Source organism: Cnuella takakiae (genome assembly GCF_001953305.1).
GTDB lineage: Bacteria > Bacteroidota > Bacteroidia > Chitinophagales > Chitinophagaceae > Flavisolibacter > Flavisolibacter takakiae.
In genome coordinates this window covers 4,429,278-4,444,004 of sequence record NZ_MTFE01000010.1, presented here as the reverse complement: position 1 = coordinate 4,444,004, position 14,727 = coordinate 4,429,278, and the positions used below count along the sequence as shown (strand labels likewise).

Annotated in this window: 12 protein-coding genes and 1 pseudogene; 8 read left to right on the top strand and 5 right to left on the bottom strand. The window is 51.7% G+C overall.

The genetic code is table 11. The features are described from left to right. Positions 1-23: 23 nt before the first annotated feature. Together BUE76_RS19060 and BUE76_RS19055 are read left to right on the top strand one after the other, a co-directional pair. Positions 24-524 (top strand): hypothetical protein, encoded by a 501-nt coding sequence (locus tag BUE76_RS19060; RefSeq protein WP_073045548.1) that lies wholly within the window; start codon positions 24-26, stop codon positions 522-524. Positions 525-625: 101 nt separating this feature from the next. After that, complete coding sequence (locus BUE76_RS19055) at positions 626-2,818, top strand: TonB-dependent receptor plug domain-containing protein (protein ID WP_073045818.1); 2,193 nt, start codon at positions 626-628, stop codon at positions 2,816-2,818. 202 nt (positions 2,819-3,020) lie between these two features. On the opposite strand, the gene BUE76_RS19050 is transcribed toward BUE76_RS19055, so the two are convergent. The 3 genes and pseudogenes from BUE76_RS19050 to arfB all read right to left on the bottom strand — a co-directional run. Further along, positions 3,021-4,022, bottom strand: a complete 1,002-nt coding sequence (locus BUE76_RS19050) for a cytochrome-c peroxidase (RefSeq protein WP_245798395.1) — start codon at positions 4,020-4,022, stop codon at positions 3,021-3,023. Between the two features lie 35 nt (positions 4,023-4,057). After that, positions 4,058-4,732 carry an MbnP family protein gene (locus BUE76_RS19045; RefSeq protein WP_143157383.1) on the bottom strand — a complete coding sequence of 225 codons (675 nt, stop codon included), beginning with the start codon at positions 4,730-4,732 and terminating at the stop codon, positions 4,058-4,060. A 127-nt stretch (positions 4,733-4,859) separates the two neighbouring features. Further along, positions 4,860-5,237: pseudogene (gene arfB, locus BUE76_RS19040) on the bottom strand (alternative ribosome rescue aminoacyl-tRNA hydrolase ArfB); the annotation flags it as partial. A 174-nt stretch (positions 5,238-5,411) separates the two neighbouring features. Here arfB and dtd point away from each other — a divergent pair. The 6 genes from dtd (at position 5,412) to BUE76_RS19010 (ending at position 10,301) form a co-directional block, all read left to right on the top strand. Beyond that, positions 5,412-5,864: a D-aminoacyl-tRNA deacylase gene (gene dtd, locus BUE76_RS19035; protein ID WP_073045559.1), complete on the top strand. Its 453-nt coding sequence runs from the start codon at positions 5,412-5,414 to the stop codon at positions 5,862-5,864. Between the two features lie 87 nt (positions 5,865-5,951). Next, positions 5,952-6,605, top strand: a complete 654-nt coding sequence (locus tag BUE76_RS19030) for a hypothetical protein (RefSeq protein WP_073045561.1) — start codon at positions 5,952-5,954, stop codon at positions 6,603-6,605. Between the two features lie 83 nt (positions 6,606-6,688). Then, positions 6,689-7,075: a group III truncated hemoglobin gene (locus BUE76_RS19025; protein WP_076026747.1), complete on the top strand. Its 387-nt coding sequence runs from the start codon at positions 6,689-6,691 to the stop codon at positions 7,073-7,075. Between the two features lie 81 nt (positions 7,076-7,156). Beyond that, positions 7,157-7,483, top strand: a complete 327-nt coding sequence (locus BUE76_RS19020) for a nucleotide pyrophosphohydrolase (protein ID WP_073045566.1) — start codon at positions 7,157-7,159, stop codon at positions 7,481-7,483. Between the two features lie 139 nt (positions 7,484-7,622). After that, positions 7,623-8,741 carry a YihY/virulence factor BrkB family protein gene (locus BUE76_RS19015; RefSeq protein ID WP_073045568.1) on the top strand — a complete coding sequence of 373 codons (1,119 nt, stop codon included), beginning with the start codon at positions 7,623-7,625 and terminating at the stop codon, positions 8,739-8,741. A gap of 93 nt (positions 8,742-8,834) precedes the next feature. After that, complete coding sequence (locus tag BUE76_RS19010; protein ID WP_073045571.1) at positions 8,835-10,301, top strand: glycine--tRNA ligase; 1,467 nt, start codon at positions 8,835-8,837, stop codon at positions 10,299-10,301. A 276-nt stretch (positions 10,302-10,577) separates the two neighbouring features. Here BUE76_RS19010 and BUE76_RS19005 read toward each other — a convergent pair whose 3' ends face one another. Continuing rightward, positions 10,578-11,315 carry a ferredoxin--NADP reductase gene (locus BUE76_RS19005; RefSeq protein WP_073045573.1) on the bottom strand — a complete coding sequence of 246 codons (738 nt, stop codon included), beginning with the start codon at positions 11,313-11,315 and terminating at the stop codon, positions 10,578-10,580. A gap of 375 nt (positions 11,316-11,690) precedes the next feature. Further along, positions 11,691-14,705, bottom strand: coding sequence for a T9SS type A sorting domain-containing protein (locus BUE76_RS19000; RefSeq protein ID WP_073045575.1), 3,015 nt, complete (start codon positions 14,703-14,705; stop codon positions 11,691-11,693). Positions 14,706-14,727: the final 22 nt, after the last annotated feature.

The window sequence follows — 14,727 nt, the reverse complement described above, 5'->3', positions numbered from 1 at the left end:
TTTAGGGCCATTTTTATTTCATTTTGCGCAACAAAATCTTTCTTCCTTTTGCCTGGGCTGTGTTGATACTATTGCCGCTGGTGCTGGTGGGTAGCCTCCAGCTGGCGCAGCTGCTGTTGAAACAGAGTTGGGAGCAAAGGCTGGCGCCCCAAACGGCCACAACCATCCTTGTGGACAAGGCAAGCATTGTGTGGGAAGAAGAAGGCCGCGAACTACAAATCGGGGGGCGCTATTTTGATGTGCGCAGCATAAAGGAAGCAGGCAGCAAGTTGGTGCTGCAAGGTCATTACGACGACACCGAAACAGCTGTCTGGCAACTGCTGAAACATGCCCTGCGCCACAGCCGGGCAAATGGTTACCAGCTGGTATTGCTGTTACAGATGTTGCTGCCCATTGCATGGATCCGGTTCCATTTAAGTGCTCCTTCCATACCCCTTTGTTGGCAAGGCGCCAAGACTGACGTTTTACCTACGCCGCCCCCAAAAGTGCTGTTGGCTCCTCCACGCAATACTGGTTCCTGCTAAGTCTTTCTGTTGTTCTTTTCCCACATGCGGGAGACCATTGCCCTTTTTTGGCTATGCTGCCATTGGTGCAGTGCAGCCTTTACTTTATTGTTTCAATTTATATGAAATACATAGCTGGCTTATGCCTTGCGCTGGGCCTTTTACAGGATACCTATGCCCAAAACGATACCACCCGAAACATGGACGAGGTGGTACTGTACAGCAACAAATTTGCAGAACGTAAAAAATACATCGTACAAAAAGTTGACCTCATTACCGCACAGCGCATCGCCGAAGTGAATGCGCCTACCATGGCCGAACTGCTGCAAAACAGCGGGCAGGTATTTGTGCAAAAAAGCCAGATGGGTGGCGGCTCGCCGGTACTCCGGGGCTTTGAAGCAAGCCGCATCCTGCTGGTGGTGGATGGCATCCGGATGAACAATGCCATTTACCGCGCTGGCCACCACCAGTACCTGATTACCGTAGACCAGAATATGCTGGACCGCGTGGAAGTGCTGTATGGGCCTGCATCCACCCTCTATGGCAGCGATGCCTTGGGTGGCGCCGTGCTGATGCGTACCCGCCAGCCGCAATTGTCGGTTAGTGGTAAGACCAGTTTTAATGCCAATACCCTGATACGCTATGGCAGCGCGGCCAACGAACGCACGGTGCATACCGACTTCAACGTAGGCGGCCGCAAGTGGGCCTGGCTGCAGTCGTACACGGTTTCCGACTTTGGCGACCTGCGCATGGGCGACCACTACCCCGACAAGTACCCCAACTTTGGGCGCCGCAGCCAGTATATTACCCGCATCGGCGGTATTGATTCCATTGTAAAAAATTCCGACGACCGCATCCAGCGCAACTCTGCCTACCGGCAGTGGGACCTGATGCAAAAGCTGTTGTTCCGTCCCAGCGAAAGGGTGAATCACACCCTCAACCTGCAATGGTCCTCGAGTACCGATATTCCCCGGTACGACCGCCTGCAGGATGTGCGCAACGGCGCCCTCCGCTGGGCTCAGTGGTACTACGGTCCCCAGGAACGTGGGCTGGCCGCTTACGAGCTGAATGTGGCCAAACTGGGCTTCTTCGACAACCTGCGGTTGAATGCATCGTACCAGCACATTGAAGAAAGCCGGCACCAGCGGGCTTACCGCAGCAATAACCTCGACAATCGCCTGGAGGAAGTGAACGTCGGCAATTTTACTTTGGATGGTAAGAAGTTCTGGCAACAGCACGAACTGACCCTTGGTCTGGATGCCCAGCTGAATGGCGTGAACTCGAAAGCCAACCGCACAGACATCGCTACCGGCGTGCGTACCAAACTGGACGCTCGCTACCCCGATGGTCAAAATACCATGAACTACTACGGGGCCTATGCCCAGCACCTCTGGAAGCTGGGTGGCGGCAAATGGGTGATCAATGATGGCCTGCGCCTGCAGGCAGTTTCGCTGCGCAGCCAAATCAACGATAACTCCTTTTTCAACCTGCCGTTTAACAGCATTGAGCAGGACAACCTGGCGCTGACGGGCAATATCGGCGCGGCGTACACGCCCCGTGCGGGCAGCCGCATTACGGCAAGCCTTGCTTCCGGTTTCCGCTCGCCCAATGTGGACGACCTGGTGCGGATCTTTGAATCGGGCAACAACCAGCTGATCGTTCCCAATAAGGATATCGATCCGGAGTACACCTATACTGCTGACCTGGGCTTTGCCCAGCAGCTGGGATCGGCGGTGAAAATTGAAGCCAATGGTTTTTATACCTGGTTCCGCAATGCCATTGCCCTGGCGCCTTTTAGCCTCAACGGCCAGTCGCAGGTTCAGTACAATGGTGCTTTGGTGCCGGTATTTGCCAACCAGAACGTGAACAAGGCCTACCTATACGGTGCACAGGCAAGCGTTACCGCCGATTTCACACAGGCGCTATCGTTCTTCTCTACGCTCACCTATACCTACGGCAGGTTGCAGCAGCCCGGCAAATCGGAAACGCCCCTCGACCATATTCCGCCGGTATATGGCCGCACCAGCATCCGCTATGCTGCTGCCAAATGGAAGGCAGAAGCCTTTGCCCTGTACAATGGCTGGAAAAAGATCAGGGACTACAACAGCTCGGGTGAAGACAACCAGCAATACGCTACCCCTGAGGGCATGCCCTCGTGGTATACCCTCAACCTGAATGCCAGCTGGTCGCCTGTTTCATTTGTTACCCTGCAGGCGGGTGTGGAGAATATCCTCGACCGCAACTACCGGGTATTTGCATCAGGCTTTTCGGCGCCCGGCCGCAATGTGGTGGTATCGGTGCGGGTGAAAATTTAGGATTGCAGGTAAAATTGTAGCAGGCCTCTATACTTAGTTATTTGCATTTGCCCTGGCAGCGTTAAGGCGTTGCCGGGGTTTTTTTTACGCAAAGGCGCAGCGGAGCAAAGGCGCAAAAGAGTTTTTGAGAAACATTATAATCTCCAACTGGAAAGCTTAGTGATAAATCAAGTGTTAGTAGGATCACCTGCCGCACTCTTGGTTAAGGTGCAGCAAACCGCGGGTCTTTTACAAAGGCCGAATCGGTGAGCGTTTTCAAGAAAGCAAGCACATTACTGGCTTCTGTATTGGATAGGCTGATGCCAAACTGAAGTGCTGGATCCAGATTTGGGGTTTGTTGAATGCCGGTTCTGTAATGCGTCAGCACCTGTTGCAGGGTGTAAAACCGGCCATCATGCATATAGGGAAAAGAGAGGTCCACATTACGGAGCGAAGGCACCTGGAACTTGAGCGAATCGGCGGCATTGCGGGTGATGCGGATGCGGCCGCCATCATTAAGAAAAGGATTGATGCCAATGCCATTGTTGCGGAAACTGCCATCGGTAAACAGCGGCTCCTGGTGACAGCTGGCGCACTTGGCCTTAAAGGTAGCATAGCCAGCTTGTTCAGCAATAGTAAAACTGGTTGTACCGCGTTTTACCTGATCGTATTTGCTGTTGGCCGAAACCAGGGTCACCATGAACTGGGTAAGGGCTTTGAGCATCTTCTGGCTGGTGATTTCGCCTTCGCCAAAGGCATCCCGGAAAGCCTGCTGGTACTTGCCGCTACCTTTCAATTTGGCAACCACACCGGCCACGGTTTCGCCCATTTCATTAGCGGCGGTAAGCGGCGCCAGCGGCTGGGTTTCCAGGTTCAGGATGCCGCCATCGTGGTGAAAGGATTGCTGCCAGGCCAGGTTGCTCAGGGCCTGTGCGTTGCGGGTGGTAAAACCATTGTCCACACCATGGCTCAGGTCGTGGTCGAAGGTGGCAAAAGCGGCAAACTGCTGGTGGCAGGAAGCACAGGGTGTTTGGCCGTCCTTGCTCAGGATGCCATCGTAAAAAAGCTGCCGCCCAAGGGCAATACCTTCCCTGGTGAGCGGGTTTTTGGAAAAGTCGTAAACCGGTTGCGGAAAACCGGCGGGCACTTCAAAAGACACGGACGTTGTGCCCTTTTCCACGTCTTTTTTGTTGCAGGCATTTATAAGCATACTGGCAGCCGCCACACAAAAAACAAGGGTTGATATGGTGCAGCGCCACCTCATTGTACGCGGGCATCTTTTACCGAAAACATACTTACGGCATTATCGGCATAACGGGCCGACAAAGGTCCGGGTGTCATGGCCACGGTTTGTCCCGCAATGGGCAGATCGTGTACACCGTTGAACCAGCGCTGCAGGTCGGCATTAAAAGTTACGGTAAGCGTTTGGCCGCTCTTTACCTCCACGGAGCTAGGAAAGCCGGTCTCCATTTGGCGCAGCGCACTGTAGGCGCCGCTGAAGCCGCCAATATGATACTGGATGCGGTTGTTGGGTTGAGTAGATAGCGGCGAGCTGCCTTCCAGCTTCACCATGATATAGCCGGTATTCCAGGTCCAGAACATATCGTTGAGGGGGTCGAGGGCACCGGTTTGTGCACCGCTTACATTGCGGGCACTGTCCACACCCAGCAATAAATGCATCTGGTCATAGTTGCCCGCCGCTATGGGTATGCGCAGGGTTTTGGAAGCTGTATCGTTTTCGTCAATAAGGAAATACGTTTCAGGGAGGACACTTGCATTGCTGCCCCGGTATAGGACGATATTGGAGATATAGTATTTGAAGCGGCCGATGCTGAACGCCTCGCCGAAATCATTTTGATAGTTGGTGTTAAGCTCCAGGGGCTGGCCTTTGAATTGGTGCTCGAATTTGATCTTGAGGGTAGCGGTCGGTGCCATACTCCCTTGCTGGCTGACTTCTTTGCTACAGCCGGAAAGCAGGAGGATGAAAAACAGCAGTGGGAGTAAAAATGATTTCATAGCATCAGCGGGATAGGGACCAATCTACGAAAAACCTGCACAAAGGCTAAAACTGCCCGGGCCTGATCCTTTTCCTGTTTTCTTTAACGGAAGCCTTTTTCTTTTTAGTATCCACCCTTTTTTCTTTCGATGCCTTGGTAGGGCGGGTGGCGATCCTTGCCTTTTTGCGGTGGAGGGCGTTGCGCAGCAGCTCATTGATCTTGCGGATGGCTTCTTCCCTGTTTTGAATTTGGGTTCGGTAGGTTTGAGCTTTTACCTGCAGCAGGCCTTCGGCATTGATGCGGTTGGCGAGCTTTTCGGTTATCAAAGTTTTTTGAGCATCGGTGAGCAGTTGCGATGCGGCAATATCAAAAGAAGCCTGTACGGCTGTTTCCACCTTGTTTACATTTTGCCCACCGGCACCGCCGCTGCGGCTTGTGGTCAGCTTCAATTCAGATCGTACATCCATGCTCGTTCTTTTTGTGGCCCGTTTTGTGGCGTTCTGCCGGCTGAATTTTTTGTTCGTTCGCTATTCTTTCTTTTATGCGCCTTATCCATTCAGCCCTTTACTTCGCACTACAAACTTCGTACTTACTACATCATACTTTTTTAAATCTTTATGCGGGCAGTAATTCAAAGGGTAAGCAGGGCAAGTGTAACTGTAGACGGACAAATTACCGGGGCCATTAAGCAGGGGCTGCTGGTGCTTTTAGGCATAGAAGACGCCGACAGCACAGTAGATGTAGAGTGGCTCAGTGGGAAAATTGTAAACATGCGCATCTTCAACGATGATGCTGGTGTCATGAACCGTTCGGTACTCGATGCGGGCGGCGACATTCTGCTCGTAAGCCAGTTTACCCTGCATGCATCCACCAAAAAAGGTAATAGGCCTTCTTATATCCGAGCATCCAAACCGCCGGTGGCTATTCCGTTGTACGAACAAATGATTGCCCAACTGACCCAAAACCTGGGCAAACCCGTTGCTACCGGCATCTTTGGCGCCGACATGAAGGTGGAACTGCTCAACGATGGGCCGGTAACGATTACCGTGGATTCCCAAAACAAAGAATAACCCAATTATTGTTGGCAAAGGCTTAACCTCAGCCAAAGGTTAATCCGGTAAATTACAATCCTGGTACAGTCCACCAAAAACTGCTTTATGTTTAAGTTCCTTCCGCTCACCCTTATCATCTTCCTGTTTGCAAAAGCTCCGGCCAAAGCGCAACAAGCGCACAGGTTTACCAGCTATTCCCTGGATGCGCTTCCAACAGCCTGGCTGAAGAAGCCCCGTATACTCAAGGCCATCGATGCTTTGCTGCCTGCAACCATCAGACAACTCAACGATGCACGTTCCTGTACCCGTTGTAAAGCTGAATATTCTATCACCCACCGGCTGGATACCGTTTTTATTGTAGAAGCCGACCTGATCAGCAAGGAACCTACAACTAGTATAGTTAATACCGAACGTTATCAAAAGGTGGTGAGCTACAAATTCAAATCTTATCTGTCGGTTTGGAACAACACTGGCGATGAAGTGGCCCGCCTGGTGGTGAATAATCCGGAAGAGCCACAGGTTTACCGGGTAGCAGAATCGGAGTATTCCTTGCGGAAAAAATGCTCTGTACCGGTTGTGTTTTTACAGGATAAATATATCAATCCCAACTCGGGCATCATCGATGAAAACAGAGCGTTTGGGTTGCGGCAAAGAAATGGGTTGGTAAATTCAACCGTACCTACCGATAATGAATTGGTGGACATGATGGCTAGCAAGTTGGTAGCCATGCATGCCCTTATCAACAAACTGGGTCTTTAAACCCTCGTTATTCCTGATGAAGATCAGGTGCTTGATTGGTAATGCTTGGGATAGCCGTTGGGCAAGAAGCTTAGCTTCGCCGCATGAAACCCGATGTGACAACGAGGAGCCAACTGGAAACCATGCTGGCCCATTTTTACGAGCAGGCTTTGCAGGATGAAGTGATCGGATTTTTCTTTACCCAGGTGGTGCCCCTCGATATGAGCAGGCACCTGTCCCTGATCACCGACTTCTGGGAATCCGTGGTGCTGGGTAACCGGGGGTATGGTAAAAACGTGATGGAGCTCCACCGCAATATCCACCACCTTTCCGCCATTAAAAAAGAACACCTTGACCGCTGGGTAGCCCTGTTTACCCAAACCATTCACCAACATTTTGAAGGTCCCAATGCCACCCTGATGGCACAGCGCGCTACCTCTATTGCTACCATGATGCACCTGAAGCTGAACCATGGCATGATCGGTTTGTAGTTTTTGGTTTTTGATTTATTGTTGCAGGCTGTAATGGCAAAAGATAATTCCAACCAAAAACCAAAAACAAATAACCCACTAATGACCTTAGAAGAAGCACAGCACCAAGTAGACCAGTGGATCAATACTACTGGTGTGCGCTATTTCAATGAACTCACCAATATGGCCATCCTCACCGAGGAAGTAGGCGAAGTGGCAAGGCTGATGAGCCGCACCTATGGCGAGCAGTCTTTTAAAGAAAGCGATAAAGGCAAAGAGCTCTCCGACGAACTGGCCGATGTGCTGTGGGTGCTCATCTGCATTGCCAACCAAACTGGCGTGAACCTTACCGACGCCCTGCAAAAGAATTTCGACAAAAAGAATATCCGCGATGCCAGCCGCCACCAGGAGAACCCCAAGCTGAAGTGATTTCGGTTGTGGGATTCCGGATTTCGGGAACTTATTGCAGTAGCCAATTGATGGGTGCCGGCAAGTTCCAAAATCCAAAATCCCAACTCCTGCATGTAAGTGGCCGTTTTTTTGCAACCCTAGCAGCAAAAGCTGACCTATGGTGCAAAAGGACAAAAGCAAACGCTTTAATTTGACCGGATTGTGGCATATCCTGAAAAAATCATTTGCCGGTTTTGGAGAAGATAAAGTGCCCAAACTCAGTGCTTCGCTGGCATATTATACCATCTTTTCTTTAGGCCCCCTCATCCTGGTGATCATTTCACTGGCGGGTGTGTTCCTGGGGCGGGAAGCCATTGAAGGCAGCATATTCAACCAGTTGCGCGGTTTTGTGGGCGCCGATGCGGCAGCCCAAATACAGCAGATTGTAAAAAGTGCATCCCTAAGTGGTAAAAGCACCACGGCTGCCACCATCGGCGTTATCACCCTGCTGGTGGGTGCCACCTCTGTATTTGCCGAAATACAGGACAGCATCAATACCATTTGGGGTTTGAAGGCGAAACCCGGCAAGCAGGGCGTGCTGATAATGCTCAAAAACAGGCTGCTCTCCTTTGGCGTTATCGGCTCCCTGGGCTTCCTGCTGCTGGTGTCGCTGGCGGTGACGGCCATCATTGAAGGTCTTAACGAGCGGCTGCTGGCCCGTTTCCCCGATGTATCGATTATTCTCATGTACGTCATCAACCTGGTAATTACGCTGGGCGTTATCACCTTATTATTCGCCGTTATTTTTAAAGTGCTGCCCGATGCTGCCATCCGCTGGCGCGATGTATGGGCAGGCTCCATTGCCACAGCCATCCTGTTCATGATCGGCAAATTTGCCATTGGTCTGTACATCGGTAAAAGTGAAGTAGGCAGCACCTATGGTACTGCAGGTTCGTTGGTGGTGCTGATCCTTTGGGTCTATTATTCCGCCATCATTCTTTATTTCGGTGCCGAGTTTACCAAGGCCTATGCGCTGGAATATGGCTCCGATATACGGCCCAACAAATACGCAGTAGTAGTGCAGGCGGTTACCGTGGAAGGCGGACAGCAATCGTTGCGCAGCCATGCACGTTCCATGGAGAACGCTAAAACCAGTGGTTCGCTTACCCTGCCCAAGGCCGAACCCCTCAACCAGCCTGCACCCGAGCCCGAGGGTATGGGATCGGCGGAAACCCTCCGTTCACTGGCTGTGCTGGCTGTAAGCAGGTTGGTGGGCTGGACAAAGGAGCGGCATTAAGGGTTTGTGGTTGCCATTTTTGGTTTTTGGTTGAACCTATTGGGGCAACCAAAAACTTTAAACAAACAACCATAAACTATATTTGCCCCCACTATGGCAACAGATAACAACAGGTTCCAGGCAATCATATCGCACTGCAAGGAGTATGGCTTTATCTTCCCTTCGTCCGAAATTTACGACGGACTGGCGGCGGTATACGATTACGGCCAGTGGGGCTCCGAGCTGAAAAAGAACATCAAGGATTACTGGTGGAAAAGCATGATCCAGATGTACGAAAACATCGTGGGCATCGATGCGGCCATCTTTATGCACCCCACCACCTGGAAGGCTTCGGGTCATGTTGATAATTTTTCCGACCCCATGATCGACAACAAGGACAGCCAGAAACGCTACCGGGTCGATCACCTCATTGAAGCCCGGATCGATGAGCTGGAAAAAGCCGGCCAGCAGGACCAGGCCGACCTGCTGCAACAGCAGATGGATCAATTGCTTGCCAACAGCGACTTCGACGGGCTTAAAACCCTGATCGAGAACAATAAGATCGTATGCGCCATCAGCGGCACTGCCAACTGGACCGATGTGCGCCAGTTCAACCTGATGTTCTCTACCGAATACGGTGCTATTTCCGATGGCAGCGAAGAGAATAAGATCTACCTGCGTCCTGAAACGGCACAGGGCATCTTCGTGAACTTTCTCAACGTGCAGAAGACCGGCCGGATGAAGATCCCGTTTGGTATTGCACAAATTGGTAAGGCTTTCCGCAACGAGATCGTTGCCCGCCAGTTTATTTTCCGCATGCGCGAATTTGAGCAGATGGAAATGCAGTTCTTCATCCGTCCCGGTTCGCAGAAGGAGTGGTACGAGTACTGGAAAGAAGAGCGCATGAAGTGGCACCTGAGCCTCGGTATCCCTGCCGACCAGTACCGCTTTCACGACCACGTGAAGCTGGCCCACTATGCCGATGCCGCCTGCGACATTGAATTCAACTTCCCCATTGGTTTCAAAGAGGTGGAAGGCATACACAGCCGCACCGACTTTGACCTGCGCAACCACCAGGAGTACAGCCGCAAGAAGATGCAGTATTTCGATGCGGATATCGACCCCGAAACCGGCAAGGCTTACGGCAACTATATTCCTTATGTAATTGAAACTTCCATTGGTGTGGACCGTACCGTGATGATGGTGCTGAGCCAGGCCTACGAAGAGCAGGACCTGAGCACCGAAGAGCGCCAGGACAGCCGCGTGGTGCTGAAGCTGCCCGCAAAGCTGGCCCCCATTAAACTCGCCGTTTTGCCGCTGGTGAAAAAAGACGGGCTGCCCGATATAGCCCGCGAACTGATGAATGGGTGCAAAGGCAGCTTCCGTTGCTTTTATGAAGAGAAAGACACCATCGGTAAACGCTACCGCCGGATGGATGCCATCGGTACGCCTTTCTGCGTTACCATCGATCACCAGACCAAGGAAGACGGTACCGTTACCATCCGCCACCGCGATACCATGCAACAAGAGCGGGTACATATGAATGAGGTAAAGGCGATGGTGCTGGGAGCAATAGGGTAATATGCTAATTTGATAATGTGCTAATATGATAAGCGGGAGTAGTGGTATGCTACTCCCGCTTTTTCATGCGCTTTTTAGTTTAGATGGCCCGCTTAATGCCTGTGGAATCTCCTGCGATCTTTGGGGTGTCTGTGAAAAGAAGGGGATGCCGAAACAAGTTCGGCATGACAGGATTCTGACTACAGAGATCCTAATTCTAATTTTAGCTGGTTCAACTCGCTGGCATTGTTGGAACATTAGCACATTAGCACATTATCCAATTAGCTCATTAACTCCTTATCCATACAGTTCCAGATGCACCGCCTTCTTATCAAAACCCATATCCAGTATATGGTGCTTGGCTTCATCCACCATGTCTTTCCACCCACAGAGATAGAAAAGGGAATTGGGTAAGATGTCGCCGTTTTTGTTTTGTTCCACCAGTTGTTGGTACACGGTGTGCACATAGCCGCAACAGCCTTCCCACTGCTCTCGGGAGAGGGTGGGCAGGTAGTGAAACTGGGGTAGTTCCTCCGAAAGTTTCCGCATTTCCTCGTAATACAGCAGGTCGGTTTTGGTGCGGGTACCGAAGATCAGGTAGATGTTGCGGTGCGGCAGGTTGTTGTTATTAATATAATGCAACATGCTGCGAAAAGGCGCTATGCCCGTGCCGGTGCAAATAAAGTAAACATCCTGCTGCAGGTCACCGGGAAGGGTAAATACGCCCATGGGGCCTCGTAAGGTGATTTCGTCGCCTTCCTTTACCGAGGAAAAGAGGTAAGAGGTGCCGGCGCCGCCCTCCAGCTTTACAATTACCAGTTCAATGGTATTGCCGCCATCGGGGGCTGAGGCAATAGAATAGGAGCGCAGCCTTTTGTGCGGCTTTTCGTGGATGGGCAGGTCTAGGGAAATGAACTGCCCGGGTATAAAATCAAAGCTTTCAAGCTCGGGTAGCTGGATGAAAAACCTTTTGGTTTGAGGCGTTTCCTGAATGATCTGCGTCACAATGCCTTTGCGCCAGGGTTGGAGTGCCATGAGGTGGAGTTTGGGCCAAAGTACGAAAAAGGGTTAATACGCGATTTTCATCGTAAAAGCCCTTAAGCCAGCATATTGGCATAGTAGTTGAAGTTTTCTTGGCAAAATAGACAGTAAAACTTCAACATATTTTTTGTCGGACGGTTTAGGCTTAATGGGCTGGTATTCCTACCAGCCCTTATTATTTTCCGCGGATTCAAACGATTTTGAAGTGATTTGTATGAGCTTGGCAGTTCTTATTTCCTCTTTATTTTCTTAGGTAATTAAGGTCCGATCTAAAATGCCCTCTATAAAACAAAAACCCTGCATTGCGCAGGGCTTTTGTTTTATAGAGGGAGATTATACAAATCACTTCAAAATCATACAAATCTGCGGTTACTGGCGCACCACCCTTTGCACAAATTTTTGTTTGCCATCGCTGCTCATGATGCGCAGGTAATACACCCCGGCGGCAAGGTTGCCCAGGTACAGGGTACCATTGGTGTAGCCCCTTTCTTCACGGAACACCTGCTGGCCAAGGCCATTGAACAGCTGCACTGAAATACGTGTAACCGTGGTGCTGTTGCCTACAGCATAGTTGATGGTGGTATTGCTGCCACTGGTAACAGTTGGCCTTACATAGGCAATAAAGCCGGAGCCTCCCGGAACTACCGGGCTGCCGTCATAAGAAATAGGATTGCCTATTTCGGTGTAAAATGCGCCATTGCCATGGGTGCCTATTACCAGCACATTGTCTTCGGGGCGTACCACCATGGAGCGGATGATGGCGGTTTTTAACATACCCGATCCTTCATTGAACCAACTGGTGCTGTTGCCATTGATGGCAGTAGTGCTGTACAGGCCAATGGAAGTACCCACATAATATTCAACACCGGTGCTTTTTACCACGATGGCACAGCTCTGCGATGATACCGCGCCAAGTGCGCCATCAATCACCTGCCAGTTGGGCGATGCGGCTGTAGCATTGCCCGTCCAGAAGATATTGCTGATGGTATTGTTGGCATCGTCGTAGTTGGAAACCACTACCAGCACCGTATCCGGATTGCGGGGGTTGACGGCAATACCGGCAACATAAGAACCCGGGGTCATGGTGGTAGGCGTGATATCCAGGGGGCGGTTGGTAGGACCCTTTACATCGGCACTGTCCAGCCGGTAAACCTTGCCATTGCTGGTACCTAAGAAGAGCCGCTTGTTGTTGATATTGGGTTTGCCTGACAATTTGCTTAAAGCCATTGCCGAGAAACTCGATGAGCCAGCAACCGTACCCCGAACGCCGGTGATTTCCGTCCAGCCATTGCTGGTAACCGCATTTGCGGTTTTGGTGCGGAACAGGCGGTTTTCGTTGGTATAATACAGGTGGTTGGTACTGTCGGGGTCAAGGGCAAAAAGCGTCAGCCACTGCCCCTCATCGTTCAGCCCGTTGGGGGTAATTTCCGTATTGGTATTGTTTACATAGTCCAGGGTATTGTTGGTAACCCGCCAGTCGAAATTGCTCCGGTAAATATTACCGTTGGGCGTGCTGTAATACCAGGCCTGTTTCCAGTTATTACCTGTTTTGGTAAAGTCCGACATGGCAGCAGCCGCGCCATCACCCGATCCAATGCGGATATGGTCTTTGCTGGCCGGTACATCCAGGTTTGCATGGGTGCCGTTATCCTGTGCACCGCCAATCACCCAGGAAGCTTCAGGATCGGGAATGATATTGATGCTTTGATACTGGAGGGTTTGCAGGTTGTTGGTAAGTGCACGCCATCTAACCGTATCGGCAATATCCGTAGTAGCAGAGCGGTGAATGCCGCCATCCGATGTCGTATAAATGGTATTGTCATTACCTGGTATGTGCAGGATATAATGGTTGTCGGGGTGGTGCGGATCAAAGTCTTCGCTCTGGCGGTGGCCATCGTAAATGGCAGCCGTTTGTACGCCTGGGAAAAAGCCGCCACCATAACCTCCTATGCGGCGGAACTTGCGGGCGGGATCGGTTTCGTTGAGGTGAACGCGGTGCACGTTGGTGCCGCCAATAAAGATGATATTGTCGTTATTGGGTTTTACATCAATGCTCATGTTGAAACCCTCAAACTGGGTAGTATAGGGGTCGATCCCTGCCGCATCAAAGTTGGGCTCGTCGGGTACCCAGGCGCTCAGGTTGGTCCATGCAGCCCTGTTGGGCAGGGTTGCAGCCAGGTTGCAACGAAAAAGGTCCGCTTCGGGATTGCCGTTTTCGGCATCCTGCCCGTTTTTATACAGCACAAAAAGCTGGTTGCCTGCCGAGTTGGAAGTAAGCACAATACGGCCCCACTGTCCCCAGGGGCGCCAGCCACCTACCGAATCGGTCTGCCCCTGTGAGCCACCCGCAATGCGGGTCCATGCGTTGGCATCGCCCGAACCGCTTTGCCAGATACCAGCTACTCCGCGGTCGGCGTTCAGGTTGTCCTGGTCGGGGCCCCCACCACTAAAGGCTGCAAAGATGCGGTTGCCATTAGCGGGAATATAGATTTCGGTAAGACCACCAAACACGTTATTGGGTTGGGTGCCTCCCAGCACGGTAGTCCAGGTAGTGCCTTTGTCGGTGCTGCGCATAATGCGGTTGTGCACCGCTGCGTACACATGCCCGGTGAGGGGGTGCACGGCCAGGCGGTGTACCAGGTCGAAGTTGTTGTCAAAGCGGTTCTGGCTGGTAGTGGCGCCACTGGCATTTTGGATGGTTGCGGTCAGCTTGGTCCAGTTGACACCATTGTCGGTGCTTTTAAAAATGCCATAACCAAAAGTGCCGGCGATATCGGCCTGCGAGGTAGGGTAGTACACTTCGCCGGTACCGCAATACCAGATGTCCGGTGCGGTAGGATCCTGCACAATGGAAGTTACGCTGCGGATATCGTTTTCTGGCGCCACAAAGGTCCAGTCGGCGCCCCCGTTGGTGCTGCGGAATATGCCGCCGGTAGTGCCGCCGCTGATCAGGATATTGGTATTGCGGCGATCATATGCCAGGGTACGGCTACGGCCAGCCACGTTGTTGGGGCCAATGCTTACATAGTTGTTGTTTGTATTGCTGCCTTCAATGCCTGCGATGCCGCTCAGCCAGGGATAGCGTGCGGCCCTGCGTGCAGGAATCATTGCTGCGATCTTTAGTTCCATCTGGCGGTAATCGGCCGGAATGCGGCCGGTGATGGGGTTGCGCAACATCCTGAATTCATGCTCCAGGCGCTCCCTGCCAAATTCGGCGCGCTCCTCTGCTTCCTCCTCTTCATCCTCTGCCTCATTGAGGCCCTTTATTTGCTGCCAGTTGCCAACGGAAAGGGAACGGGTTTCAGGTAAGGTTCGGGTAAAAAAGAAAGGACTGCCCAACAATGCCGCGGTAATAATGCTCCCGGCAATCTGCTTCCAATGCATGTACAAGTATTTGTGTGGTAAA

Coding starts and splice junctions, on each gene's coding strand:
- BUE76_RS19020 (WP_073045566.1), top strand. CDS start 7,157: ATGACCTTAGAAGAAGCACAGCACCAAGTAGACCAGTGGATCAATACT.
- BUE76_RS19055 (WP_073045818.1), top strand. CDS start 626: ATGAAATACATAGCTGGCTTATGCCTTGCGCTGGGCCTTTTACAGGAT.
- BUE76_RS19010 (WP_073045571.1), top strand. CDS start 8,835: ATGGCAACAGATAACAACAGGTTCCAGGCAATCATATCGCACTGCAAG.
- BUE76_RS19000 (WP_073045575.1), bottom strand. CDS start 14,705: ATGCATTGGAAGCAGATTGCCGGGAGCATTATTACCGCGGCATTGTTG.
- BUE76_RS19030 (WP_073045561.1), top strand. CDS start 5,952: ATGTTTAAGTTCCTTCCGCTCACCCTTATCATCTTCCTGTTTGCAAAA.
- BUE76_RS19025 (WP_076026747.1), top strand. CDS start 6,689: ATGAAACCCGATGTGACAACGAGGAGCCAACTGGAAACCATGCTGGCC.
- BUE76_RS19015 (WP_073045568.1), top strand. CDS start 7,623: ATGGTGCAAAAGGACAAAAGCAAACGCTTTAATTTGACCGGATTGTGG.
- dtd (WP_073045559.1), top strand. CDS start 5,412: ATGCGGGCAGTAATTCAAAGGGTAAGCAGGGCAAGTGTAACTGTAGAC.
- BUE76_RS19045 (WP_143157383.1), bottom strand. CDS start 4,732: ATGGCACCGACCGCTACCCTCAAGATCAAATTCGAGCACCAATTCAAA.
- BUE76_RS19005 (WP_073045573.1), bottom strand. CDS start 11,315: ATGGCACTCCAACCCTGGCGCAAAGGCATTGTGACGCAGATCATTCAG.